The organism is Gordonia cholesterolivorans (assembly GCF_039531975.1).
GTDB lineage: Bacteria > Actinomycetota > Actinomycetes > Mycobacteriales > Mycobacteriaceae > Gordonia > Gordonia sihwensis.
Map to the genome: position 1 here is coordinate 142,401 of NZ_BAAARB010000004.1, position 22,267 is coordinate 164,667.

Annotated in this window: 22 protein-coding genes; 16 read left to right on the forward strand and 6 right to left on the reverse strand. The window is 70.5% G+C overall.

Annotation, left to right across the window (positions count from 1 at the left end; genetic code table 11):
• Window positions 1–3: 3 nt before the first annotated feature.
• Genes ABFX36_RS05425 through ABFX36_RS05440 form a run of 4 tightly spaced genes read left to right on the forward strand, consistent with a single transcriptional unit; the run spans window position 4 to window position 5,609 of the window.
• The gene (locus ABFX36_RS05425) at window positions 4–1,935 is read left to right on the forward strand and encodes an AAA family ATPase (protein WP_346075287.1); all 1,932 of its coding nucleotides are present in this window, start codon (window positions 4–6) and stop codon (window positions 1,933–1,935) included.
• A gap of 28 nt (window positions 1,936–1,963) precedes the next feature.
• A complete protein-coding gene (cobO, locus tag ABFX36_RS05430; protein ID WP_045541006.1) occupies window positions 1,964–2,581 on the forward strand; it encodes a cob(I)yrinic acid a,c-diamide adenosyltransferase in 618 nt (205 codons plus the stop codon).
• Window positions 2,575–3,996, forward strand: coding sequence for a cobyrinic acid a,c-diamide synthase CobB (locus tag ABFX36_RS05435; RefSeq protein ID WP_278127138.1), 1,422 nt, complete (start codon window positions 2,575–2,577; stop codon window positions 3,994–3,996). Before cobO ends, ABFX36_RS05435 begins: the two co-directional genes overlap by 7 nt.
• Entirely contained in the window at window positions 3,993–5,609 is a 1,617-nt protein-coding gene (locus tag ABFX36_RS05440) for a GAF domain-containing sensor histidine kinase (RefSeq protein ID WP_346075290.1), read from the forward strand. The genes ABFX36_RS05435 and ABFX36_RS05440 overlap by 4 nt, the downstream gene beginning before the upstream one ends.
• Before the next feature lie 9 nt (window positions 5,610–5,618).
• Here ABFX36_RS05440 and ABFX36_RS05445 read toward each other — a convergent pair whose 3' ends face one another.
• Window positions 5,619–6,272, reverse strand: coding sequence for a response regulator (locus ABFX36_RS05445; RefSeq protein ID WP_006897867.1), 654 nt, complete (start codon window positions 6,270–6,272; stop codon window positions 5,619–5,621).
• 98 nt (window positions 6,273–6,370) lie between these two features.
• On the opposite strand from ABFX36_RS05445, the gene ABFX36_RS05450 reads away from it, so the two are divergent.
• Genes ABFX36_RS05450 through ABFX36_RS05460 form a run of 3 tightly spaced genes read left to right on the forward strand, consistent with a single transcriptional unit; the run spans window position 6,371 to window position 9,061 of the window.
• Window positions 6,371–7,351 carry an acyl-ACP desaturase gene (locus ABFX36_RS05450; protein ID WP_039868014.1) on the forward strand — a complete coding sequence of 327 codons (981 nt, stop codon included), beginning with the start codon at window positions 6,371–6,373 and terminating at the stop codon, window positions 7,349–7,351.
• A 32-nt stretch (window positions 7,352–7,383) separates the two neighbouring features.
• The gene (gene cobA / locus ABFX36_RS05455; protein ID WP_346075293.1) at window positions 7,384–8,601 is read left to right on the forward strand and encodes a uroporphyrinogen-III C-methyltransferase; all 1,218 of its coding nucleotides are present in this window, start codon (window positions 7,384–7,386) and stop codon (window positions 8,599–8,601) included.
• Between the two features lie 13 nt (window positions 8,602–8,614).
• Entirely contained in the window at window positions 8,615–9,061 is a 447-nt protein-coding gene (locus ABFX36_RS05460; RefSeq protein ID WP_006897864.1) for a hypothetical protein, read from the forward strand.
• Window positions 9,062–9,113: 52 nt separating this feature from the next.
• Here the strand turns inward: ABFX36_RS05460 and yaaA are convergent, their stop codons facing one another.
• Window positions 9,114–9,854 (reverse strand): peroxide stress protein YaaA, encoded by a 741-nt coding sequence (yaaA, locus tag ABFX36_RS05465; protein WP_346075296.1) that lies wholly within the window; start codon window positions 9,852–9,854, stop codon window positions 9,114–9,116.
• A 60-nt stretch (window positions 9,855–9,914) separates the two neighbouring features.
• On the opposite strand from yaaA, the gene ABFX36_RS05470 reads away from it, so the two are divergent.
• On the forward strand, window positions 9,915–11,645 hold the full coding sequence (locus ABFX36_RS05470; RefSeq protein ID WP_045539951.1) for a proline--tRNA ligase: 1,731 nt from the start codon (window positions 9,915–9,917) through the stop codon (window positions 11,643–11,645).
• Between the two features lie 7 nt (window positions 11,646–11,652).
• Here ABFX36_RS05470 and ABFX36_RS05475 read toward each other — a convergent pair whose 3' ends face one another.
• From ABFX36_RS05475 to ABFX36_RS05485, 3 genes are read right to left on the reverse strand one after another with little or no spacing between them, the layout of a single operon-like run.
• Complete coding sequence (locus tag ABFX36_RS05475) at window positions 11,653–12,024, reverse strand: VOC family protein (protein ID WP_006897861.1); 372 nt, start codon at window positions 12,022–12,024, stop codon at window positions 11,653–11,655.
• A 47-nt stretch (window positions 12,025–12,071) separates the two neighbouring features.
• Complete coding sequence (locus tag ABFX36_RS05480; RefSeq protein WP_006897860.1) at window positions 12,072–12,497, reverse strand: ferritin-like domain-containing protein; 426 nt, start codon at window positions 12,495–12,497, stop codon at window positions 12,072–12,074.
• Window positions 12,494–13,024: a hypothetical protein gene (locus tag ABFX36_RS05485; RefSeq protein WP_006897859.1), complete on the reverse strand. Its 531-nt coding sequence runs from the start codon at window positions 13,022–13,024 to the stop codon at window positions 12,494–12,496. Before ABFX36_RS05485 ends, ABFX36_RS05480 begins: the two co-directional genes overlap by 4 nt.
• 111 nt (window positions 13,025–13,135) lie before the next feature.
• On the opposite strand from ABFX36_RS05485, the gene rimP reads away from it, so the two are divergent.
• The 8 genes from rimP (at window position 13,136) to ABFX36_RS05525 (ending at window position 21,721) form a co-directional block, all read left to right on the forward strand.
• Complete coding sequence (rimP, locus tag ABFX36_RS05490) at window positions 13,136–13,681, forward strand: ribosome maturation factor RimP (RefSeq protein ID WP_006897858.1); 546 nt, start codon at window positions 13,136–13,138, stop codon at window positions 13,679–13,681.
• Between the two features lie 67 nt (window positions 13,682–13,748).
• Window positions 13,749–14,792, forward strand: coding sequence for a transcription termination factor NusA (gene nusA / locus ABFX36_RS05495; protein WP_006897857.1), 1,044 nt, complete (start codon window positions 13,749–13,751; stop codon window positions 14,790–14,792).
• A 93-nt stretch (window positions 14,793–14,885) separates the two neighbouring features.
• Window positions 14,886–15,116, forward strand: coding sequence for a YlxR family protein (locus tag ABFX36_RS05500; protein ID WP_231650342.1), 231 nt, complete (start codon window positions 14,886–14,888; stop codon window positions 15,114–15,116).
• A gap of 102 nt (window positions 15,117–15,218) precedes the next feature.
• Entirely contained in the window at window positions 15,219–18,071 is a 2,853-nt protein-coding gene (gene infB / locus ABFX36_RS05505; protein ID WP_062366819.1) for a translation initiation factor IF-2, read from the forward strand.
• Window positions 18,072–18,074: 3 nt separating this feature from the next.
• The gene (gene rbfA, locus ABFX36_RS05510; protein ID WP_006896216.1) at window positions 18,075–18,545 is read left to right on the forward strand and encodes a 30S ribosome-binding factor RbfA; all 471 of its coding nucleotides are present in this window, start codon (window positions 18,075–18,077) and stop codon (window positions 18,543–18,545) included.
• Complete coding sequence (locus ABFX36_RS05515; RefSeq protein WP_006896217.1) at window positions 18,542–19,504, forward strand: DHH family phosphoesterase; 963 nt, start codon at window positions 18,542–18,544, stop codon at window positions 19,502–19,504. The genes rbfA and ABFX36_RS05515 overlap by 4 nt, the downstream gene beginning before the upstream one ends.
• A 15-nt stretch (window positions 19,505–19,519) precedes the next feature.
• Entirely contained in the window at window positions 19,520–20,794 is a 1,275-nt protein-coding gene (locus tag ABFX36_RS05520) for an MATE family efflux transporter (protein WP_062366821.1), read from the forward strand.
• A gap of 45 nt (window positions 20,795–20,839) precedes the next feature.
• Complete coding sequence (locus ABFX36_RS05525; protein WP_006896219.1) at window positions 20,840–21,721, forward strand: type IV toxin-antitoxin system AbiEi family antitoxin domain-containing protein; 882 nt, start codon at window positions 20,840–20,842, stop codon at window positions 21,719–21,721.
• A gap of 53 nt (window positions 21,722–21,774) precedes the next feature.
• On the opposite strand, the gene ABFX36_RS05530 is transcribed toward ABFX36_RS05525, so the two are convergent.
• Window positions 21,775–22,230, reverse strand: a complete 456-nt coding sequence (locus ABFX36_RS05530) for a GNAT family N-acetyltransferase (protein ID WP_331436954.1) — start codon at window positions 22,228–22,230, stop codon at window positions 21,775–21,777.
• Between the last annotated feature and the right edge of the window lie 37 nt (window positions 22,231–22,267).

Here is a 22,267-nt window from a genome sequence, read left to right on the forward strand (position 1 = left end):
TCGATGAGTGACGCCGGCGTTCGCTTCCCGTTCAGCGCGGTGGTCGGACAGGATCGCCTCAAGCTCGCACTGATCCTGTCCGCCGTCTCGCCGGGGATCGGCGGTGTCCTGATCCGCGGTGAGAAAGGGACCGCGAAGTCGACCATCGTCCGCGGGCTCGCCCCGCTGCTCGGCGAGGATTCGCGCGTGGTCGACCTGCCGATCGGCGCCACCGAGGACCGGGTGATCGGGTCGCTCGACCTGACTCGGGTGCTGCGCGACGGTGAAGCCCGGTTCACGCCGGGTCTGCTGGCGCAGGCCGACGGCGGCGTCCTGTACATCGACGAGGTCAACCTCCTGTCGGACCATCTCGTCGACGTCCTGCTCGATGCGGCCGCGAGCGGCCGAGTCACCGTTGAGCGTGACGGCGTCTCGCACACCCAGGCGGCGGCATTCGTGCTGGTCGGGACGATGAACCCGGAAGAGGGCGAACTGCGTCCGCAGTTGCTCGACCGGTTCGGGCTGGTGGTCGACGTCGCCGGTGCCCGTGACGTCGACGAGCGCGTCGAGATCGTCACCTCACGGCTGGCCTTCGACGCCGATCCGCAGGGCTATGCGGAGCGGTTCGCCGACGCCGAGGCCGATCTCGCGCAACGGATCGCCGCGGCCCGCGACCGCGTCGCGACCGTCCGGATCCCGCAGCGGGAGCTCCGCCGGATCGCCGGCGTCTGCTCTCACCTCGACGTCGACGGTCTGCGCGCCGACATCGTCGTGGCCCGGACCGCCGCCGCACACGCCGCATGGCGCGGCGCCGACGAGATCGACGCCGACGACGTGCGGGTGGCCGTGGAGCTGGCACTGCCGCATCGACGGCGCCGCAATCCCTTCGACGAGTCGAGCATGACCGACCAGCAGCTCGACGACGCCCTGGACGCCGGTGAGCAGGCCGCGGGCCCGCGGGACGAGTCCGAGTCCGGGCCGCAGCGGCCGGACGGACCCGACGACAGCGGCCCGAACTCAGACGGCCCGAACTCAGACGGCCCAGAGTCAGACGGCCCAGACGCGGGTGGCCCGGAACCGGACGACGATCCGGACGGACCCGACACGGATCCTCCCGACACCGATCCGCCCGGCGGTTCAGGGGCGCCGACCGGCCCGGACTTCGGTTCCGCACCCGGTGGTGCCCGCATCCGCACCTTCCGCGCCGAGGGCGTCGGGGACGGTGATGTGGGCCGCCGTTCGCGGGCCCGGACCAGCCGCGGCATGACCACCCGGGCCGTCGACTTCGGTCCGCGGACCGGGGTGCACCTGTTCGGCACCGTGCTCGCCGCCGCCCACCGCAGCAGCGGCGACGGGCTCCCCGCGCTCATCGCCGACGATCTCCGCGGAGCCGAGCGCATCGGCACCGAAGCCAATCTCGTGGTCTTCGTCGTCGACCTCTCCGGATCGATGACCGCCCGCGCCCGGCTCACCGCGGTGCGCAACGCCTGCGTCGACCTCCTGCGCGACTCGTACACCCGGCGTGATCGGGTGGCGGTGGTCGTGGCCTGCGGAAGGGATGCCTACGTCGCGGTTCCGCCGACCCGGTCGGTGGACCTGGCGGTGGCGCGCCTGGCACAGGTGCGCACCGGCGGACGCACGCCGCTGGCCGAGGGACTGCACCGGGCGCTCGAGGTGATCGAGCGGGCCCGCCGCACCGACCCGGAGCGCAGGCCCCTGCTGGTGGCGCTCACCGACGGCCGAGCCACGGCCGGGGCCGACGCGCCGCGCCGCGCCGACGCCGCCGCGGACGAGGTCGCGCGCAGGGGAGTCTGCACCGTTGTGGTGGACTGTGAGCAGGGCCTGGTCCGTCTCGGTCTGGCCGCCGACCTGGCGCGCCGGCTGGGCGCGCAGTACGCGACGATGGATTCGCTGACCTCGTCCGGACTGGCCGAGCACGTCCGCGGCGTCGCGTGACGCCGGTGGCTGAACTGGAGGATGCACTGTGCCCAAGGGCGTACCCGAGACCGTTCCCGACGACGGACTGACCACCCGGCAGCGACGCCGGCTGCCGGTGCTCGCCGTACACACCGGGGCAGGCAAGGGGAAGTCGACAGCCGCGTTCGGCATGGCGATGCGCGCCTGGAACGCCGGTCTGGACGTCGCCGTCTTCCAGTTCGTCAAGAGCGCGAAGTGGAAGGTCGGTGAGGAGAACTCCATGCTCGCCCTCGGCGGCCTGAATCGGGACACCGGCGCCGGCGGCCCTGTGCAGTGGCACAAGATGGGGCAGGGATGGTCGTGGATTCAGCGCGGTGACGACGCCGTCGAGGACCACGCCGAATCGGCGCGGGCCGGATGGGCGGAGATCACGCGGCGCCTCGCCGCGCAGGAGCACGACTTCTACGTCCTCGACGAGTTCACCTACCCGCTGCACTGGGGCTGGATCGACACCGACGAAGTGGTCGAGACCCTCCGCAACCGCCCCGGGACGCAGCACGTCGTCATCACCGGACGGTATGCGCCCCAGGCGCTGATCGAGGCCGCCGATCTGGTCACCGAGATGACGAAGATCAAGCATCCGATGGATGCGGGCCGCAAAGGCCAGAAGGGCATCGAGTGGTAGTCCCGGCGGTCGTGATCGCCGCGCCGGCGTCCGGCAGCGGAAAGACGACGATCACCACCGGCCTGATCGGCGCGCTCGTCGCCGCCGGGCACCGGGTCGCGCCCTTCAAGGTGGGCCCGGACTACATCGATCCCGGATACCACGCCGTCGCGGCGGGCCGGGTCGGCCGGAACCTCGACCCCAACCTGGTCGGCGCCGACGTCATCGCACCACTGCTGGCCGCGGGCTCCGCCGACGCCGACATCGCCGTGGTGGAGGGCGTGATGGGCCTGTTCGACGGCCGCATCACCGACGATCCCGATCCGCTCGGCGTCGGCTCCACCGCGCACGTCGCCACCCTCATCGGCGCACCGGTGATCCTGGTGGTCGACGCCGGCGGGCACAGCCAGTCGCTCGCCGCACTGCTCCACGGCTTCCTCGGGTACGACGCCCGGGTCCGCGTGGCGGGCGTGATCCTCAACCGCGTCGGCTCACCGCGGCACGAACAGGTCCTCCGACAGGCCTGCGACCGCGTCGGACTGCCGGTGCTAGGCGCGGTGCGGCGCGACGCCGACCTGACCGTGCCGTCGCGGCACCTAGGACTCATCCCGGCCGCCGAGCGCCGGCGGGACGCGCTGGACTCGGTGGCCGCGATAGTCGCCAAGGTGGGGGCGGCGCTCGACCTTCCGGCGATCGTCCAGATCGCACGCCGGGCCCGACCGCCCGCGGCGATCGCCTGGTCGGCGGCCGACGCGATCGCCGCCGCGGACCCGAGCGCGGTGACGGGCCCACACCGGCGGCCGGTGGTGGCCGTCGCGGAGGGCGCCGCCTTCACCTTCGGGTACGCCGAGCACGCCGAACTCCTGCGCGCGGCGGGAGCCGAGGTGGCCGGCTTCGACCCGCTGCACGACCCGCTTCCGGAGCACGCCGCGGCGGTGGTGATCGGCGGCGGCTTCCCCGAGGCCCACGCGGACGAGCTCGCCGCCAACCACTCCCTCCGTGCCGGACTGCGCGATCACGTGGCCGCGGGCCGGCCGGTGCAGGCCGAGTGCGCGGGCCTGCTGTACCTGCTGTCCGCGCTCGACGGCGTCCCGATGGTCGGCGCACTGCCGGGCACCGGGGCCTTCGGGCCGCGGCTCACGCTCGGCTACCGCGACGCCGTCGCCGTGGCCGATTCGGTTCTCTATCGCACCGGTGAACGGGTGACCGGCCACGAATTCCACCGCAGCAGCGTCGATCTCGCCACTGACGTGGTGCCCGCCTGGGGGTGGCCCGGTGGCGACGGACCAGCGACCGACGGCGTGATCCACCGCGGGGTGCACGCGTCGTATCTGCACGTTCACCCGGTGGGACAGCCGGCCGCCGTGGCACGATTCGTGTCGGCGGCCGCAGCCGCCGACATTCCGAGCCCTTCGCCGGAGGAGGCGGTCCGATGACTCGCAGGCGCGATCTGGCGGAGGTCCACGCGGCACTCGACGCGCTCGCCCACGCCAGCGTCGAGGACCCGACCGCGCTCCGCGACCTGCTCGAAGCGGTCCTGCTGGTGGGTCGCGGTCTCGAACTCGACCAGGCGCTGCAGCGGATCGTCGAGGTGGCGGCCGACGTCCTCGACGCCCGGTACTGTGCGCTCGGGGTCCGCGGGCCCGAGCTCGGTCTCCAGGCGTTCGTGTACACGGGCATCGAACCGGAGGTCCGCGCTCGGATGGGGCCGCTGCCGGTGGGCCGCGGCGTCCTCGGCGAACTGCTGCACCGCCCCGAGGTGCTGCGCATACCGAAGCTGTCCGATCATCCGGCCTCGGTGGGTTTCCCGCCCAACCATCCGCCGATGGACACCTTCCTGGGCGCGCCGATCATCGTCCGCGACGAGTTGTTCGGCAGCATCTACCTGACTGAGAAGCAGGGTGCCCCCGAGTTCACGCCGCTCGATGAGAAGATCGTCGCGGTCCTCGCGGTGGCCGCGGGCATCGCCGTCGACAACGCGCGCGCCTTCGAGCGGGCCCAGGCCCGGCTGCGCTGGATGCAGGTGATCGCCGACCGCGGATCCGAACCGCTGGCGGGCACGGCGCTCGAAGACACCCTCGACGGACTGTGCCGCGACGTCTCCGCGCTCACCGGGGCGGTGGACGTGTTCATCGTGACCGGCAGCGTCCTCACCGGACACACCGGTACCGCGCCCTGCACCGAGGACCTGTTCGAGGTCGTCGACCCGGACAACGAGCGCGCCGACGGCAAGCTCCTGGTCCGCGAGGTGCGAACACACACGGTGCCGTGGCTGCGGCACGGAGCGCGGTGGGTCTCGATGCAGCCCCTGCAGCCGACCAACGGCCGGAGCGCGATCGTCCTCACCCACCCCGAGCGACGAGTCTGGACCGGGGAGGAGGTCGCGGGCCTGCAGGGTGTCGCGCGCGTGGCCTCGCTGGCCCTGGCCTACGCCGACCAGCAGGAACTGGCGCGCGATCTGCAGTTGCTCGAAGACCGCCACCGGATCGCCCGCGACCTGCACGATCTGGTGATTCAGCGGCTCTTCGCGATCGGGATGTCGCTGCAGGCCGGGTCCGCCTCGGCCGACGACGCCCGGATGGAGCAGGTCATCACCGACCTCGACGCCACCATCGCGCAGATCCGCACCTCGATCTTCGATCTGCAGGGCCTTCCCGGTCACGGCGAGGCGGCGACGCTGCGCAGGCGCGCGCTCGACGTGGTCGCCGAGTTGGCGACCCATGCGCCGATCGTGCCGAGCGTCGCGTTCATGGGGCCGGTCGACACGCTCGTCCCCGACGCCCTGGCGCCGCACATCGAGGCAGTGCTGCGGGAGGGCATCTCCAACGCGCTCCGGCATTCGGGCGCCGAGCACATCCGGGTGCGCATCGCGGCCGACGACGTCGTGACCGTCGAGATCTCCGACGACGGATGCGGTATTCCGCCGACCGCCCGGCAGTCGGGACTGGCGAACCTGACCCGCCGCGCCGACGACTGCGACGGCAGCTTCACGATCACCTCGAGCGCGGCGTCGGGCACCACGTTGACGTGGACCGCGCCGTTGCGCTGACGCCGACGACTACCGTTCGCGTTCGCGCAGTTCGGTGGCCAGCACCGCCACCTGAGTGCGGCGCTGCATGTCGAGCTTCGAGAGGATGCGCGAGACGTAGTTCTTGATCGTCTTCTCCGCCAAGAACATCCGGTCGGCGATCTGCCGGTTGGTCATGCCCTGGCCGATCAGGGTGAAGACCTCGCGCTCCTGGCCGGTGAGCCGGGCCAGGGGATCGGACGGTTCGCCGTCGCGCAGTCGGGCCAGCAGCGCGGCGGTGCTGCGGTCGTCGAGCAGCGATCCGCCGGCGCCGACCGTCCGCACAGCGGCGATCAGATTGTGGCCGAGGATCTGCTTGAGTACGAAGCCGGAGGCCCCGGCCAGGACGGCGGCGAGCAGGGCGTCGTCGTCGGCGTAGCTCGTCAGCATCAGGCAGTGCACCGACGGCTGCGCGCTCCGCACGCTTCGGCACAGTTCCACGCCGTTGCCGTCGGGCAGCCGCACGTCGAGCACCGCGACGTCGGGTTTCGTCGCAGCGATACCGACTCCGGCTTCGGCGACGGTGGCCGCCTCGCCGACGACCTCGAGATCGTCGGCGGTGCTGAGCAGATCGCGAAGGCCACGGCGGACGAGCTCGTGGTCGTCGACGAGGAACACGCGGTACTTACGAGGCGACTCGACCATGCCTCAACGCTACAACAGGGCGGCGCGCGACTCGGGGCCTAATCGCCACGGGACCTTCGCCCCCTGAAATCGCTGGTCGTGAGCGAGATCGTAGGAATATGACCAGTTTGATCGGCAAGCCCATGAGCGGCTCGGACCTGCTTCGCGAACTCCTGCCCGTCTGCGAGACGGAGGTGGAGCGCCACATGAAGATGACGAGGGACTGGAACCCGCACGACTACGTGCCGTGGGACGACGGCCGGAACTTCGCGGCGCTCGGCGGCGTCGACTGGGATCCGGAGCAGTCGCAGCTGTCGGAGACCGCCAAGGCGGCGATGATCACGAACCTGCTGACCGAGGACAATCTGCCGTCGTACCACCGGGTGATCGCCGAGAACTTCAGCCTCGACGACGCCTGGGGCTTCTGGGTGGGGCGCTGGACGGCCGAGGAGATGCGGCACTCGATCGTGATGCGCGACTACCTCGTCGTGACGCGGGGCGTCGATCCGGTGGAACTCGAGCAGACCCGGATGACGCACATGATCGGCGGGTTCAACCCGCTGCCGGACGACGACGGACAGCGCGACCACAGCTACGACATGCTCTTCGCGGTGGCCTACGTCTCGTTCCAGGAGCTCGCGACGCGCGTCAGCCACCGCAACACCGGCAAGGCCTGCGGCGACCCGATCGCCGACCGGATGCTCCAGCGAGTCGCTGCCGACGAGAACCTGCACATGCTCTTCTACCGGAACGTCGTCGCCGGGGCGCTCGATCTGGTGCCCGACGAGGCGATGGTGGCGATCTACACGATCGTCTCGAACTTCCAGATGCCCGGTGCGACGATGCCGAACTTCCGCAGGAACGCGGTCCTGATCGCCAAGGGCGGCATCTACGACCTGCCGCAGCACATGGCCGATGTCGTGATGCCCGTGCTGCGCAAGTGGCGGATCTTCGATCGCGACGACTTCGGCCCGGTCGGCCAGATGTACCGCGACAAGCTCGCCGCCTTCCTCGCCGAGATGGACATCAAGGTCGCCAAGTTCGAGGACGCCCGCGAGCGCGCGATCGAGCGGGAGCGCAGGCGCGGACTGCACGTCTAGCCGCCGGTGCGGTCCCGGTAGGCTGATCGCTCATGCAAGCGCATTACCTCGCGGGGCTGGATCTGCACGGACGCAAGGTCGTCGTCATCGGCGGCGGGAGCGTCGCGCAACGGCGCCTGCCGAACCTGATCGCCGCCGGCACCGACGTCCACGTCGTCGCGCTCGACCCCACGCCGGCCGTCGAGTCGGAGGTCGCGATCACCGTGCATCGGCGTGCGTACGCCGACGGCGACCTGGAGGGAGCCTGGTATGCGATGGCCTGCACCGACGATCCCGACGTCAACGCGGCGGTGGTGGCGGAGGCCGAGCGCAGGCGAGTGTTCTGCGTGCGCGCCGACGACGCCCGCCGCGGAACCGCCGTCACCCCGGCGTCCGGAGTCCACCGCGATCTGCAGTTCGGGGTGCTGGCGGCCGGCGACCATCGTCGCTCCGCGGCCGTGCGCGCCGCGATCACCGAGGCTCTCGCGGACGGCACCTCGCTGCGCATCGACGACGACCGCAGGCACGCCGCGGGCGTGGCCCTGGTGGGCGGAGGTCCCGGCGACGCCGATCTCATCACGGTGCGCGGCCGCAAACTGCTCGCCGAGGCGGACGTGGTGGTGGCCGACCGGCTCGCGCCCATCGCACTCCTCGACGAGCTCGGTCCGCAGGTGGAGATCATCGACGCGGCCAAGGTGCCCTACGGCCGCGCGATGCGTCAGGAACAGATCAACGATCTCCTCGTCGACCGCGCGCGGGCGGGCAAGTTCGTGGTCCGCCTCAAAGGCGGCGACCCATACGTCTACGGCCGCGGATTCGAAGAACTCCAGGCCTGCGTGGCGGCGGGTGTGCCGGTCACCGTGGTCCCCGGCATCAGCAGCCCGATCGCGGCTCCCGGCCTGGCCGGAATCCCGGTGACTCACCGCGGCGTGACGCACGAGGTGGTCATCGTGTCGGGCCACGTGGCTCCGGGGCACCCCGACTCGCTCACCGATTGGGCGGCGCTCGCGCGGCTGCGGGGCACCATCGTGCTGATGATGGCGGTCAAGCGCATCGACGAGTTCGCGACGGCCCTGCTCGAGGGCGGGCGACCGGCCGACACCCCGGTGGCGTTCATCGAGAACGCCTCGCGGCCGGATCAGCGTCTCCTGCGCACCGACCTCGCGCACGCCGCGCAGACCGCTGTCGACGAGAAGCTGATCGCCCCGGCGATCGCGGTGATCGGTCCGGTCGCCGGTTTCACCGACGCCGACCGGGCTCTGCGGTTCTGAGCGGGTGGTCGAGATGAACGCACGCACAGCCGCAGGACTCTCCGGTCTGATCCTGCTCGTCGCGGCCGTCGCCTCCTGGTTCGTGCCCCCGTCGGTCACGGCGATTCTCGTCGCGCTGGCCGTCGTCGTCATGTCGGCCTGGCAGATCCATCGCCGCCGCGCGGGCATCGCGCCCACACCGCCGAGCACCATGACCACCTTCGTCATCCCGCTCACGTTCGGAGCGCTGGCGGTCGTCGCGCTCAACGGCTGGATCTACCGGATCTCGGCGGAGGCAGGCGATTCCGGCGAGCTGCAGACGATCGGCCTGGTCACCGGCGTCATCGGCATGGCCGCCGCGTACGGGTACGGCCGCCTCCGGGCACAGAAGGCACAGCTCGACGAGGTGGTCGAGGTGAATCCGGCCGACGACACTCCGGAGACCGACGACGACCAGTGGTTCTTCCCTCAGGCCAAGTGACCGGCTCTCGCGCCGTGCGAGTCGCGGTGCGGACCGCCGATCAGGGTTCGGATCAGCCGGTGACGACCGTGATCTGCGACTCAGAGGTGATCTCGACGCGCTGGCCGGCGTCGGACAGGACGGCGGCGAGCGCGTTCACATCCCGGGCGTTCCGCCGGGTCCGGACCAGTTCGCGCGCCACCAGTCCCTTGAAGTGCTTGTTGAAATGGCTCACGACCTTCCGCGAGCCGTCCGCGGCCTCGGTCACCACGGTCGCGGTCACCGCACCGTCGACGGGACCGAGTTTCTGGTAGACGCCCGAGCGCAGATCGACGACGAAGTCGTCGATGCGGTCGAGAGCGGGGGACAGCACCGGCTTCCACAGTGCGCCGAGGGTGCCGAAACCGGGCAGCCGGGACCCGCCGGAGAGCCGGTAGGCCGGGATGCGGTCGTCGGCCCGGACCACGCCGAACAGCGCCGAGCCGATCATCAGTCGGTCGCCGGCCTTGGTCTTGGCCGCGCGGGTCATGCCCGGATAGTCGAGGGCGTCGTACAGGACGCCGGTGTACCGGGTGATCGCGGTGCGCGTCGGCGACTCCCAGAGATCGGCGTTGCGCTCGATCTCGGCGACGGCCGTCGCACCCAGACCCAGCGCTGTGCGGGATGCGTCGAGATCGGCGGAGAGGTCGACGATCGCCTCGGCGAGCTTGCGTCGGACCGGATTGAGCTCCGGCAGAACCAGCGAGTCGAGATCGAGCGGAGCGGCCTCGCCGCCGTCCGACTTGGTCTCCGAGGGAGGCAGGATGACGAGCACGCGACCACCCTAACGAACACGCCGGTGATCCCATTAAGCTGGTACATCGTGATCACACGGATGTCGAACCTGTTCCTCCGCACCCTCCGCGACGACCCGGCCGATGCCGAGGTGCCGAGCCACAAGCTGCTCGTGCGCGCGGGCTACATCCGGCGTGCCGCCCCCGGCGTCTACGAGTGGCTGCCCTTGGGGCTCAAGGTGTTCCGCGCGGTCGAGAACCTCGTTCGCGAGGAGATGGACGCGATGGGCGCGCAGGAGATCCTGTTGCCCGCGCTGCTGCCGCGCGACCCGTACGAGACCACCGGGCGCTGGACCGAGTACGGGCCGGCGTTGTTCCGCGTCAAGGACCGCAAGGGCGCGGACATGATGCTCGGGCCCACGCACGAGGAGATCTTCACGCAGCTGGTCAAGGGCGAGTACAGCTCGTACAAGGATCTGCCGGTCACCCTGTACCAGATCCAGACCAAGTACCGCGATGAGGAGCGCCCGCGGGCCGGGCTGTTGCGTGGCCGCGAGTTCGTGATGAAGGACTCGTACTCGTTCGACCTCGACGAGCGGGGTCTGCAGGCCTCGTACGACGCTCATCGTGCCGCGTACCAGCGCATCTTCGACCGTCTCGGCATCAAGTACGTCATCGTCGCGGCGACCTCCGGCGCCATGGGCGGCAGCGCCTCGGAGGAGTTCCTGGCCGAATGCGAGGTCGGCGAGGACACCTTCGTCCGCAGCACCGAGTCGGGCTACGCGGCCAACGTCGAGGCCGTGGTGACCCCGGTTCCCGAGGCGATCCCGCTCGACGGGCTCCCCGAGGCGGTGGTCCACGACACCGGCGACACCCCGACCATCGAGACCCTGGTCGACTGGGCCAATCGCGAGCTCGACGGTGAGTACACCGCCGCCGACACCCTCAAGAACGTGATGGTCAAGATCCGCAGGCCGGGAGGTGAGTGGGAGATCACCGCGGTGGCGGTGCCGGGTGATCGGGAGGTCGACTTCAAGAGGCTGGAGGCCTCGGTGGAGCCGGCGGAGGTGGAACTGCTCACCGACGCGGACTTCGCGGCCAATCCGCAGCTCGTCAAGGGGTACATCGGACCGAAGGCCGTCCAGGCGGCGGGCTTGGCGTACCTGGTCGACCCGCGTGTGGTCAGCGGCACCGCGTGGATCACCGGGGCCGACGCGCCCGGTAAGCACTACGTCGATCTGGTGTGCGGCCGCGACTTCACTCCCGACGGCGTCATCGAGGCCGCCGAGGTGCGCGCCGGTGATCCGTCCCCGGACGGCAGAGGTGTGCTCGAGGCCGCCAAGGGCATCGAGATCGGTCACATCTTCCAGCTCGGCCGCAAGTACACCGACGCCTTCGAGTTCGACGTGCTCGGCGAGAACGGCAAGCCGGTGCGCCCCACGATGGGCTCGTACGGTCTCGGCGTCTCGCGGATGGTCGCGGTGCTCGCCGAGCAGTGGCACGACGAGAAGGGCCTGCGCTGGCCGCGCGAGGTGGCGCCGTTCGACGTCCACCTGGTGATCGCGAACAAGGACGAGGCCGCGGTGGCCGGTGCGCAACAGTTGGCCGCCGATCTCGACGCCGCCGGACTGTCCGTGCTCTTCGACGACCGCAAGGCTTCGCCCGGCGTCAAGTTCAAGGACGCCGAGCTGCTCGGTATGCCGGTCGTGGTGGTCGTCGGCCGCGGCTGGGCCGACGGCACCGTCGAGATCCGCGACCGGCTCACCGGAGAGACCTCCGCGGCGCCGGTCGACGGAGCCGTCGACGCGGTGGTCACGGCCGCGCGCGGCTGACCGCCGGCTAGAACGGCGCGCGGTCGAGGCAGACGCAGAACGGATGCCCGGCGGGGTCGAAGAGAACTCGGCACAGGTCCGGCGCGGCCTGCTGTGGCGACAGCCGTGCGCCGAGGCGGACCGCCTCGGCCGCACCCTCGTCGAGATCGGCGACCACCAGGTCGAGATGGATCTGCTTCGGCACCGCACCGCCGGGCCATTCCGGAGGCCGGTGGTCGGGCACCCGAAGCGCGGTGATCACGATGGAGCCGGCCCGCACACAGGCATATCTCGTGGACGTGTGCGTCACGGTCCCGTCGAGCATCGCCGACCAGAAGCGGGCGAGCTCGACGGGATCGTCGCAGTCGAGGGTGATCGAACCGATGCGCGCTGTCGCCATGGTGACGACCCTAGGCGGGTGACGCGGGCCAGGCGCCCTCTCCGGTCCTACTGACCGGGAAAGGCCACCGTCAGCGGTTTCTCGCCCGCGATCGAGCGCCAGTACGAGGATCGCAGGGCGCAGTCGGTGAGCCCGTCGACGGCGGTCCGGCGCACCGCCTGCGAATCGGCCTGCTCCAACAGCGCCCGGTAGGCCTTCGCGCAGTCGTTCTCGGCGGCCAGCGCGGCCTTCGCGGCGGTGGCCTGGTCCGTCACGTCGACGGGCAGCAGGTATCCGGCCGCCGGGGTGCGCTCGGGCTGCCCGGCGGCGAGCAGTGCCTCGTTCAGCTGGTCGCGTCGCACCCGGTGCGCGGCGATGTACTCCGCGACGGTGTCGCGCACCTCTCCGGTGGTGAAGGCGGTGAGCACGCCGTAGGTGAAGACGGCGGTGTTCTCCGCGTCCGCGGCGGTGTCGAGAGCGGCGTTCTGGCTCATGCGAGTTGCACTTTCGCGAGGGTCTGGCAGGAGGCGCTGATCGAGCCGAGGAGCCCGGCGCTGAAGCCGGACAGACCCACGCACGCATCCGCTGCGCTGGTGGCCGACCGTTCGATCGAGACGCCGAGGGCCGCCACTGACGCCGTGGGCGCGGCCGGTGGCGAGTCGATCCGGTCGGCAGTCGAGGAGTGCAGCCGGCTGATCTCGTCGCGCAGCGCCTTCAGGTGCGCGCCGCGCTGATCGGCGACGGTCCGCAGGGCCTCGGTGTACGCGGTGTTCCGCGGCGCGAGCGCGGTGGCCGCCCGCTGCTGCCGCAGCGCCGCCTGGGCGTGCGGGAGCAGCGTCTCGGCGTCGAGCTGTCGCTGCGTCGGCCCGGTATCGCATGCGGTCAGCGACCATCCCGCGACTGCGGCGGCACCGGCGAGGACGCCGCCGCGGAGCACACTGCGGCGCGGCACCCCCGTGGCGGGGCGACCGGCTTTCGGAGGCTCGGGGGCGGGGGGATCCTGGATCGGCACTCGTGTCACGGTGGACGATTCTGCCAGTCGGACGAGTCGACTACACTCGAAGCCCGGCCCGGCGGCCGACGGGAACCGCGGCAGCGGTTCCCGATACCGAAACCCAGGAGGACGCGCACGATGACTGCGGAGGCTCTGACCGGCGGCATCAGCGACCTGGTGGCTTCGACCCTCGATCGGCTCGGATTCGATCTGGAGGAGGTCGCGGTGCTGACCCCGCCGGGACGCCGCGAGATCCGGATCGTCGTCGATCGTGACGGCGGAGTGTCGCTCGACGCGGTCGCCGAGCTCAGCCGGAGCCTGGAGGCGGTGTTCGACGAGTCCGACCTGCTCGGCGAGTCCCCGTACGACCTCGAAGTCACGACGCCGGGGATCGGCCGGCCGCTGACGCTGCCGCGCCACTGGCGCCGCAATCAGGGACGCAAGGTCCGCGTCGAGTACACCGACGAGGGTGTGGACCGCACCGTCGAAGCCCGGGTGGGCCCCAGCGACGAGGGCCGCGTCACCCTGGTGACAGTCGACAAGAGCCGGATCCGCTCCTTCGAGGTCGAGCTGGCCGATATCGCGCGCGCGGTGGTCGAGGTCGACTTCGGCAGGCCCGGCGAAGCGGCCCTGCGTGCCTGCGGCCTGGACGACGACGAGATCGCGCGTCGTCGCGAATCGTGACGCCCGCCAACGACATTCACTTCACCCGCCGACAACTCAATCCGAAAAGCGAATAGGAGTCGCCACCATGCACATAGACATCAGCGCGCTGCGTTTGATCGAGGCCGACAAGGGCGTGCCGACCGAGACCGTGCTCTCGGCGATCGAGACAGCTCTGCTCACCGCCTACCGGCACACCGACGGGTTCGCACCGAACGCCCGCATCGACATCGACCGCAAATCGGGTCAGGTCCGCGTGATGGCTCAGGAACTCGACGAGAACCGCACCGTGGTCCACGAGTGGGACGACACGCCGGAGGGATTCGGCCGCATCGCCGCGACCACTGCGCGCCAGGTGATCCTGCAGCGTCTGCGCGACGCCGAGAACGAGAAGACGTACGGCGAACTGGTCGCCCACGAGGGCGAAGTGGTCGGCGGCATCGTGCAGGCCGACGCCAAGGCGAATGCGCGAGGCATGGTGATCGTGCAGATCGGCACCGACTCCAACGCCACCGAGGGCGTGATCCCGCCCGCGGAGCAGGTGCCCGGTGAGAGCTACAAGCACGGCGAGCGGATCAAGTGCTACGTCGTCGGGGTGGCGCGCGGGGCCCGCGGACCTCAGATCACGCTCTCGCGCACGCATCCCAACCTGGTCCGCAAGCTGTTCTCGCTCGAGGTACCCGAGATCGCGGACGGGTCGGTCGAGATCGTCGCCGTGGCCCGCGAGGCCGGTCACCGTTCCAAGATCGCGGTCCACACCGGCGTGGCCGGACTGAACGCCAAGGGCGCGTGCATCGGTCCGATGGGACAGCGGGTGCGCAACGTGATGAGCGAACTGTCCGGCGAGAAGATCGACATCATCGATTACGCCGCGGATCCGGCGGTCTTCGTCGGCAACGCGCTGTCGCCGGCCAAGGTGGTCTCGGTCACCGTGATCGACAAGGAGACCAAGGCCGCGCGCGTCATCGTGCCCGACTACCAGTTGTCGCTGGCGATCGGCAAGGAGGGGCAGAACGCCCGGCTGGCGGCCCGGCTCACCGGGTGGCGGATCGACATCCGGTCGGATGCGGGCGACGGCGGTCCCCGCGACGCCGACGGTGGCGCCGTCGAGTCCTCCGATACGCTAGACTGACCTGTGGCCCTTCGAACGTCGACATCTCCGGTGCGTACCTGTATCGGCTGTCGCCGGCGTGATCAAGCTTCACACCTGGTCAGGCTGGTGGCTGTGCGAGGCGCGGACAGCGCATCGCAGGTGGCGATCGACGAACGGGGGAGACTGCCGGGACGAGGCGCCTGGCTGCACCGCGATGAGAGATGTCTCTCGCTTGCGGTGCGGCGCAACGCCTTCGGCACGGCGCTACGGGATCGCGGCGTCGCCGTGAGACCAGAGGATCTGGCCGAGCACATCGGCGGGATCATCAACAGTGAGGGCTCCGCAGGGAGTCAGGACAGGTAGCAGAAGACATGAGCACACCGTGAAGTCTCCACGATGAGCACGTTTACTGAATAAACCGAGGTCGTTGCGGGCAGCCCGCTCGACCTCCAAGTGAGGAGAGCAGTGGCAGGCAAGGCCCGCGTTCACGAACTGGCCAAGGAATTGGGCGTACCCAGCAAAGCAGTGCTGGAGCGGCTCAAGGAGCAGGGCGAGTTCGTCAAATCCGCATCGTCGACTGTCGAGGCCCCGGTGGCCCGTCGACTGCGTGAGTCTTTCGAATCCGGCTCCGGTTCCGCTTCGGCGAAGCCGGCGGCCAAGGCATCCGGCGCCAAGCCGGGTCCCAAGCCCGGTCCGGCACCCAAGCCGGCAGCGGCGAACTCCGCTCCGGCCGCCGAGGCGGCCCCGGCGGCACGAGCATCCGCCCCGGCTCAGCCGGCGGCGGGCGGCCCCAAGCCGGGCCCCAAGCCCGCACCGAAGGCGGCTCCGGCACCGCAGGCTCCGGCCGCACCGGCGGCCGAGTCTACCGAGCCGGCCGGCAAGCCCTCGGCACCGGCGGCGCAGTCGGGTCAGGCACCGGCGACGCCGGGTCCCCGTCCGGGTCCGCGCCCCGGTCCCCGGCAGCCCCGAGTGGGCAACAATCCGTATTCCTCGGCCCCGGCGCCCGCGCCGCGTCCGATGGGTCCGCGTCCGGGTGCGGCGGGTCCGCGTCCGGGCGGTCGACCCGGTCAGGGCGGTCCGCGTCCCGGCGCCGGTCAGGGCGGTCCCCGTCCGGGTGGCGGTCAGGGCGCACGCCCGGGTGCCGGCGGCCCTCGTCCCGGCGGTCAGGGCGGCGCACGCCCCACGCCGGGCAACATGCCTTCGCGTCCCAGCCCGGGAGCGATGCCGCAGCGTGCGGCGCGTCCCGACGCTCGGCCCGGTGGCCGCGGTGGCCCAGGCGGCCGCAGCGGTGGTCCCGGCGGCGGCGGTGGCTTCCGTAACGGCGGCGGTGGCGGTGCGGCTCCGGGCGGCGGCTTCCGCGGTCGTCCCGGCGGCGGTGGCGGCGGTCGTGGCCGCGGCGGAACCGCGGGAGCGTTCGGTCGCCCCGGCGGCGCACCCCGCAAGGGACGCAAGTCGAAGCGTCAGAAGCGGCAAGAGTACGACTCGATGCGCGCACCCGAGGTCGGCGGCGTCCGGTTGCCTCACGGCAACGGCGAGGTCATCCGCCTCGCTCGCGGCGCCTCGCTCTCGGACTTCGCGGACAAGATCAACGCCAACCCGGCTTCGCTGGTCCAGGCGCTGTTCAACCTCGGCGAGATGGTCACCGCGACCGAGTCGGTCAACGACGAGACGCTGGAGTTGCTCGGCGGCGAGATGAACTACGTCGTCCAGGTCGTGAGCCCGGAGGACGAGGATCGTGAGCTCCTGGAGAGCTTCGACCTGACCTACGGCGAAGACGAGGGCGGCGAAGAGGACCTCGCGCAGCGTCCGCCGGTGGTCACCGTCATGGGTCACGTCGACCACGGCAAGACCCGACTGCTCGACACCATCCGCAAGGAGAACGTCGGCGCGGGCGAGGCCGGCGGCATCACGCAGCACATCGGCGCGTACCAGGTGAACACTCACCTGAACGACGAGGACCGGTTGATCACCTTCATCGACACCCCGGGTCACGAGGCGTTCACCGCCATGCGTGCCCGCGGTGCGAAGGCCACCGACATCGCGATCCTCGTGGTGGCGGCCGACGACGGTGTCATGCCGCAGACGGTGGAAGCCGTCAACCACGCGCAGGCGGCCGACGTGCCGATCGTCGTGGCGGTCAACAAGATCGACAAGGAGGGCGCGGACCCGGCCAAGATCCGCGGACAGCTGACCGAGTACGGCCTGGTTCCCGAGGAGTACGGCGGCGACACCATGTTCGTCGACATCTCGGCCAAGCAGGGGCTGAACATCGACCAGCTGCTGGAGGCGGTCCTGCTGACCGCCGACGCCTCGCTCGATCTGCGGGCGAACCCGGACATGGACGCTCAGGGTGTCGCCATCGAGGCGCACCTCGACCGCGGCCGCGGCCCGGTCGCGACCGTCCTCATCCAGCGCGGCACCCTGCGCGTCGGCGACTCGATCGTCGCCGGCGACGCATACGGCCGCGTCCGTCGGATGGTCGACGAGCACGGCGACGACGTCGAAGAGGCGCTGCCGTCGCGTCCGGTGCAGGTGATCGGCTTCACTTCGGTTCCGGGTGCGGGCGACAACCTCCTGGTGGTGGAAGAAGACCGCATCGCCCGGCAGATCGCCGACCGCCGCAATGCGCGCAAGCGCAATGCGCTGGCGGCACGCAGCCGCAAGCGGATCAGCCTCGAGGATCTGGATTCGGCGCTCAAGGAGACCAGCCAGCTCAACCTGATCCTGAAGGGCGACAACTCGGGTACCGTCGAGGCGCTCGAAGAGGCGCTCCTTCAGATCGAGATCGACGACGAGGTCTCGCTGCGGGTCATCGACCGCGGTGTCGGTGGCATCACCGAGACCAACGTCAACCTGGCCGCGGCGTCGGATGCGATCATCATCGGATTCAATGTCCGCGCGGAGGGCAAGGCCACCGAGCTGGCCAACCGCGAGGGCGTGGAGATCCGGTACTACTCGGTCATCTACAAGGCGATCGAGGAGATCGAGGCCGCGCTCAAGGGCATGCTCAAGCCGATCTACGAGGAGTCCGAGCTGGGCCGGGCGGAGATCCGTGCGATCTTCAAGTCGTCCAAGGTCGGCAACATCGCCGGTTGCCTCGTGCAGTCGGGCATCATGCGGCGCAATGCCAAGGCACGCCTGCTGCGCGACAACGCGGTGGTCGCCGACAACCTCACGATCAGCTCGCTCAAGCGTGAGAAGGACGACGCGACCGAGGTCCGCGAAGGCTACGAATGCGGTCTGACGCTGACCTACGGCGACATCAAGGTCGGCGACGTGATCGAGGCCTTCGAGATGGTCGAGAAGGCACGGGACTAGGTCATGGCAGATCCTGCACGGGCCGCTCGGCTCGCCAAACGGATCACCACCATCGTCGCCTCGGCGATCGGTGGGGAGATCAAGGACCCGCGCCTGGCTCATGTGACGATCACCGATTGCCGGGTCACCGGCGATCTGCACGACGCCACCGTGTTCTACACGGTGCTGGGCGACTCGGTGGATGCCGAGCCGAACGTGGCGGAAGCGGCGGCCGGTCTGGCCGCCGCGACCGGCGTGCTCCGGTCGAAGGTCGGCGCCGGCACCGGAGTCCGGTTCACCCCCACTCTGCGGTTCGAACTCGACACGGTGCCGGACGCGACGCGTGCGATGGACGAGCTCCTCGCCCGCGCACGCGCCCGGGACGAGTCGGTGGCCCGCGCCGCTCGCAATGCGCGGCCGGCGGGCGACGTCGACCCGTATCGGCACGACGAGGAAGAGTCCGCGTCGGACGAATCCGGGGGCGCGCTCGGGTGAATCCCGCTTCGAGCGACTCCGTGGCTGCCACGCTGCTCGGCGCCGATTCGGTGTCGATCATCAGCCACGTCCGTCCGGACGCCGACACCATCGGCAGTGCACTGGGACTCGGGCTGGCGCTCACGGGGCTGGGGAAACGCGTGCACTGCGCGTTCTCCGGTCCCGAGGCGCTGCCCGGTCCGCTGCGCGAACTGCCGGGAGTAGACCTGCTCGTGGACGAGGCGGGGCTGCCCGTCGCCGATGTGACGGTGGCGGTCGACGCGGCCACCGTCGAACGTCTCGGCGGGCTGGAGCAGGTCTTCACCTCCGGAAGCACCACCGTCTGCATCGACCACCACGTCTCCAATCCGGGATTCGCGGATCTGGATCTGGTGGACCCGCAGTCCGATTGCACGGCGTCGATCGTGCTCCGGGTGATCGACCGGCTCGGCGCGAGCCTCACCGCGGACATCGCGACCTGCCTGTACGCGGGCCTGGTGACTGATACGGGCTCGTTCAAATGGGCGCGGCCCGCGTCGTTCGGTGTGGCGGCACGACTCCTCGAGGCCGGTGTCGACGGTCCGCGGTGGAGCCGTCTCCTCCTCGACGCCCACCCGTACTCGTGGCTGCAGATGCTCTCGGAGGTGCTCGCCGATTCCGTGCTCGATGAAGGCGCACTGGACGGGCGCGGACTGGTGTACGCGGTCGTGAACGCCGATCAGATGTCGGATATGAACTGGGACGAGTCGGAGAGCGTCATCGACGTCGTGCGCACTGCGCGGGAGGCCGAGGTGGCAGCCGTCTTCAAAGAGGTGCGGGCGGGCGAATGGACCGTGTCGCTGCGGAGCAAGACCGACGTCGACGTGGTGCCGATCGCGAGGTCGCTCGGCGGTGGCGGCCACGTGCGTGCGGCCGGGTACAGCGACACCGGAGACGCGGCAGAGGTCGTCGGGCATCTGCTCGCCGCCCTGCGCAGGTGATCGGCGGCGTCGAGAGTGCTGAGACTCGCCGGGTCGGCACTGGTGGTGCTCATCGCGCCGCCGCTGTACCTGATGCTCGATCTGGCCGTGGTCGGCCGCCTCGGCGCGACCGAACTCGCGGCCCTGACCGTGGCGACGCTGGTCCTGTCGGTCATCAGCACTCAGCTGACCTTCCTCTCCTATGGAACCACCGCGCGGTCGGCGCGCGCCTTCGGTGCGGGTGATCGACGCCGGGCCGTCGACGAGGGAGTGCAGGCGAGCTGGATCGCGGTGGGCGTGGGGGCGGCGATCGTCGTCGTCGCGTGGCTCCTGGCGCCCGCGGTCACCGGCGCGCTGGTGCCCGACCACCAGGTCGCGGCCGAAGCGGCGTCCTGGTTGCGCATCGCCGTGTTCGGCGTGCCGCTGATCCTTCTGGCGATGGCCGGCAACGGTTGGATGCGCGGAGTGCAGGACACCCGGCGGCCGGTGTATTTCGTGGTCGCGGGACTGGCCGTGGCCGCCGTGCTCTGCGTCGGTCTGGTGCACGGGGTCGGCGGACTCCCGCGACTCGGCCTGCAGGGCAGCGCCTGGGCGAATCTCGTGGGGCAGTCGCTGACGGGGATCGCCTTCGCGGTCCGGCTGATCGGCGAGAGTCGTGGCCGGCTGCGCCCCGACTGGCCGGTGATCCGCGCCCAGCTGACGATGGCCCGCGATCTGGTGCTGCGGAGCCTGTCGTTTCAGGTGTGCTTCATCTCCGCGGCGGCTGTGGCCGCGCGCTTCGGCGTCGCGCAGGTGGCCGCGCATCAGGTGGTACTGCAGCTGTGGGAGTTCAGCTCGCTGCTGCTCGACTCGCTGGCGATCGCGGCTCAGCAACTCGTGGGCGCGGCGCTGGGCGCGGGTGCGTTCCGGGTGGCCCGGCGTGCGGCGACGCGGGCCACCGCCGTGTCGGTGGGGATCTCGGTTCTTCTCGCCGCCGTGCTGGCGGCCGGGGTCGCGGTGATTCCGCGGATCTTCACCGACGATGCGGCGATCCTTGACGCGATGCGCACGCCGTGGTGGTTCTTCGTCGCGATGCTGCCGATCGCTGGCGCGGTGTTCGCGCTCGACGGTGTGCTGCTGGGCAGCGGCGACGCCTCATTCCTCCGGACGGCGACTCTCGCGGGCGCGCTCGGCGCGTTCCTGCCGCTGATCTGGCTGTCGTGGGCCTTCGACTGGGGGCTGGCGGGAATCTGGAGCGGACTGCTCGCGTTCATGTGCACTCGACTCGCCGCGGTGGTGTGGCGGGTGCGCAGCGGCGCGTGGGTGAAGTAGTCGTGTCGGTGGAACCGAGGAGCGTGCCGCTGCGTCCAATAGGACATGGGGGACTCGGGCGCGCTGGCCGCGTTGATCGCTGAACAGGATGGACTCATCACCTCGGCGCAGGCACTCCGGGCCGGTCTCTCCCGCAAGGAGATCCGCGGCCGACTGGACCGGCGGGAGTGGTGCGCGCTCGTCCGCGGAATCTATCGATCGAGTTCGCATCCGCTGACTGAGAGCCTGTTGGTCCGCGCAGCGGTGGCCGCGCACCATGGCGTGGCTGACCGCACCACGGCGGCTTGGTGGCACGGAATGCTCGATGCCCTGGCGTATCCGTTGACCGTCGCGACAGCCAACACGACCACCGCCGACCGGTGGTCGCTCGGCCCGCTGGGCCTCACTCGTCGGCACTACGACGATGCGGACCTGACCACGGTCCGCGGGCTCCGCGTGACCACGCCGCCGGCGACGGTGGTGTTCGGCGCGGCAGCGATGCCGGACGGTGGTCGATTCCTCGACCGGGCGCTGCAGCGCGGTGTCGTCACAGTCACCGAACTCGAGGCCGTCGTCGAGCGCTACGCGGGCAGTCGCGGGATAGGTGAGGCACGCCGGCTCGTGCGCATCGCCTCGCAGGACTCGGAGTCAGAGGCCGAACGGCTCTTCGTACGTCTGCTTCGAGAGGCGGGCGTCACCGGGTGGGTGCAGCAGCTCCGATTCGGACGGTGGCGTATCGACTTCGGCTGGCCCGATCTCCGCGTCGCGATCGAGATCGACGGACTGGCCTTCCACTACCAGCATGACCGGTTCCAGGCGGACCGGGCGAAATACAACGCGCTCGACGCCGCCGGGTGGCGCAAGAAGGTGTACACCTGGCACGACCTGACGGATCGGCCGGGAGAGGTCGTGGACGAAGTGCTCGAGATGCTCAACGCGCGGGTATGACCTCACCGCGATGAATCTGTGCCCGCACCGGGCGCAGATTCATCGCAGCCGGATCACTGCTCGGCGACGACCGGCTGATACTGCGGGAAACGCTCGAGGAACGACTGCACGTACGTGCACACCGGGACGATCTTCGTGCCCTGCGCGGAGAGTTCGTCGAGCACCGAGGCGACGAGCAACCGAGCGAAGCCCGCCCGGCCGTACTTCTCGGTGACGACGGTGTGGAGCAGGACGAGGGTGTGCTCGTCGCGGCGTTCGTAGCCCTCCACTCCGACGAGTTCATCACCCGACCAGAGCTCGTAGCGGTCCCGATCGGGAAAGTTGCGCAGTGTCGGCGCCGGAGTGAGCTCGACCGTCGGCGGCGGAACGGGGACTGATGCGGTCATGTCGTCGACGCTACTACCGGATCGGTGCAGGTCGACGCCGCCACGCCCCAAGCGTGCCACTCCCGGTGACCGCTCAGCGGTGATCACGGAGACGAACTGCGGCACCGTGAATTCGGCGATCACCGCGCCCACCTTCTCGCCGAGGACGTCGTCGCCGGTG